We start from the raw sequence: 2,057 nt of genomic DNA, 5'->3' as shown, positions 1-2,057 counted from the left end.
GAGACCCGTCCAACTCCACCACCAACGTCGCCAACCTGACCAGCTACCCGTAGGAGCCGACGTGCGCAACCCGCTGCACCCCGCACGCCGCAGGGCGGCGCTCGCCGCCGTCCTGGGCGCGCTGGCCCTCGTCGTGGCCCTCCCCGGCCAGGCGAGCGCCAGCGTCCTGACGCTGCTGCCGCAGAACGCCGACGGGCTGGAGCAGAGCTTCTCCCCCGCCTACGACTACGACGGCGACGGCTGCTACGCCACCGCGGCCATCGGCGCCGACGGCACCATCAACCCCGGCCTGAAGCTGGGCGGCGACGTCAACGGCCACTGCCACGACTACGCCCAGCTCGCCAACGCCAACACCTATTCACGCGAGAAGTGCAACAACGGCTGGTGTGCCGTGATGTACGCCAGCTACTTCGAGAAGGACCAGGCCACGTTGGGTCCTGCGGCCATCGGCCACACACACGACTGGGAGCACGTGGTCGTGTGGATCAACGACAACCAGGTCCAGTACGTGGCGGTGTCCCAGCACAGCGGTTACCAGGTGGCCGCGGCCTCGGCCATCCGCTTCGATGGCACCCACCCGAAGATCGTCTACCACAAGGACGGTGTCTCCACCCATGACTTCCGCTTCGCCAACTCCAACGACGAGCCTCCGGAGAACGCCACCGGCGGCTGGTTCTACCCTCGCCTGGTGGGCTGGAACGGCTATCCCGCCGGCTACCGCGACAAGCTGCTGAGCGCGGACTTCGGTGCGGCCACCATCAAGATCAAGGACGGTGACTTCGAGTACGGCCTCGCCCACTCGATGCCGTCGGGCATCCCGTTCGACCCGAACGCGTGATCCCGGACGCCATCGACCCGATGTGGCGCAGCAGTTCACCCCCAGAGGGCGGCAGATCCCCTCTGGGGGTGAACGACCCCGCATCCGCCAGGTCGGTGCGTGCGCTGCGAGGCGGCGCACCGACAGGTCGAGGAAGCGGCCGGCCAGGGACAGGGCAAAATGCAGACGACGAGTCCGTGGCGCACAAGGTCGGTGGCGCCGAGCACGTCGTTCACCTCGAAGGTGGTGGTGCGGTTGACGCCGGCCGAGCGCAGGGTCCGGTCGGCCCGTGCCCGCCTCGCCCTTCATGAACTGGTCCTTGACGACGTGGACGCGGCGCCCAGTTGAGACTCATGGACACAGACGGCCTGCAACTCACGTGCTTCGCGACCAACACCGCCGACAGGCCGATCACCGAACTCGAACTCCACCACCGGCTGGAGCCCGCGCCGAAGACCGTATCCGGGCTGCCCTGGGCTACCGGTCTGCGCAATCTCCCCCTCCACGACATGGCCCACAACAGGGTCTGGCTGGAGATCGTGCAGATCGCCCTCGACCTGCCGGCCTGGATGCCCATGCTCACCCTGACCGGCAAAGCACAACTCTGGGAGCCGCGCCGCCTACGGTTCCGCCTGTTACCGCAGCCGCCCAACTCGTTACCACCGGCCGCCGGCGCATTCTCCGCCTCCCCCGCCACTGGCCCTGGACACTTGAAATCACCGCAGCCCCGGCCCGGCTCGCTAGCCTCCCCAACCCCGGCTGACCAGCAGCTCCCCCCGTCCCTGCCACCATCGCAGCCCTGAGAGTGGAACCCGGCGCCCACCCGACGCGACACTCGGTCTACTGGCCCGCCCGCGATCACTCACAGAATGCGAAACGGTCCGCCGACTCCCTCGGCGGACCGTCGAGAAACCTCCAGAATAACTCCAAGCCCACACCCGGCAGGCGGTTGGACGACCTGTACGAGGTGTGCGGCCAGGCCATGCGCGGCGCCAAGTGGCGACGCAAGGACGCGTTGCCTCTGTTGGATTCCTCGTCGTCTCGCACCCAGCGGTCCTGCTCAGGCCGCCTGGTGACGTCCGTGCCTGGGTCGTCAGATCGGCCAGGACGTGGGTGGAGTCGGTGCGCTGCCTGGTGCGCTCGCGCACCAGGCCGGCCTCCTTGAGGCGGGCCAGTGCGAGGTCGAGGAGGCGGTCGGCGCGGTCGTCTTCGGCGAGACGGTCTCGGAAGTCGGCCAGCA

General features: G+C 68.6%; 1 protein-coding gene and 1 pseudogene. Both read left to right on the top strand.

What is annotated here, in order from left to right:
• Nucleotides 1-61: 61 nt before the first annotated feature.
• A complete protein-coding gene (locus ACYF6T_RS44410; protein ID WP_461703684.1) occupies nucleotides 62-838 on the top strand; it encodes an NPP1 family protein in 777 nt (258 codons plus the stop codon).
• A gap of 314 nt (nucleotides 839-1,152) precedes the next feature.
• A pseudogene (locus tag ACYF6T_RS44405) lies at nucleotides 1,153-1,580 on the top strand (transposase); the annotation flags it as partial.
• Nucleotides 1,581-2,057: the final 477 nt, after the last annotated feature.

The sequence above is a fragment of the Streptomyces sp. 7R007 genome (genome assembly GCF_054850255.1).
This window is presented reverse-complemented; position numbering and strand designations above follow the sequence as displayed.